Below are 522 nucleotides of genomic sequence, written 5' to 3'. Positions count from 1 at the left end.
AAAAACGGGCCTCCTTCCTCCGAATCAGACAACAGATTGCCCGAGACGGGCTCATACACGAATGGCGGCCGGTGGAGGTGTATGACGATGGGTGACCCTGTAGTTGGCACGATTGGCTATTACGACCAGAACGCAACAAGCTTCGCTTCGCAAACAGCTGATGTGGATCTCACTCTTCTGTACGACAAGTTTCTCCGCCTTGTTGCACCTGGCGGACGTATTCTTGATGCCGGTTGTGGTGTGGGCCGGGACGCTCTCGCCTTCTCGCAGCGTGGTTACGACGTTGTCGCTTTTGATGGGTCTGAGGAGATGGTGCGTCTCACCCAGGAGCGGGTAGGTAGTTATATCCCCGTTCACCTCATGCGCTTTGAGGAGATGGCTTGGCACAGTGAGTTCTGAGGTGGCTCGGTTTGGTTGAACAGCGTTTTCGGTTCGCTAAGTGGAGCGTCTGCCGGGGTTACGCTGCCGCGCGTTGCGGAAGCGGGTTGAAGTAGGCCTGATCGGGCGTGCTCCGGTCAAGGC

1 protein-coding gene is annotated in these 522 nt (G+C 57.3%); it reads left to right on the top strand.

The annotated features are described in order from the left end of the window. Positions 1-87: 87 nt before the first annotated feature. On the top strand, positions 88-399 hold the full coding sequence (locus C7G61_RS43190) for a class I SAM-dependent methyltransferase (RefSeq protein WP_202882968.1): 312 nt from the start codon (positions 88-90) through the stop codon (positions 397-399). The last annotated feature ends 123 nt before the right edge of the window (positions 400-522 follow it).

The organism is Bradyrhizobium algeriense, from assembly GCF_003062295.1.
Taxonomy (GTDB): Bacteria; Pseudomonadota; Alphaproteobacteria; order Rhizobiales; family Xanthobacteraceae; genus Bradyrhizobium; species Bradyrhizobium algeriense.
This window is presented reverse-complemented; position numbering and strand designations above follow the sequence as displayed.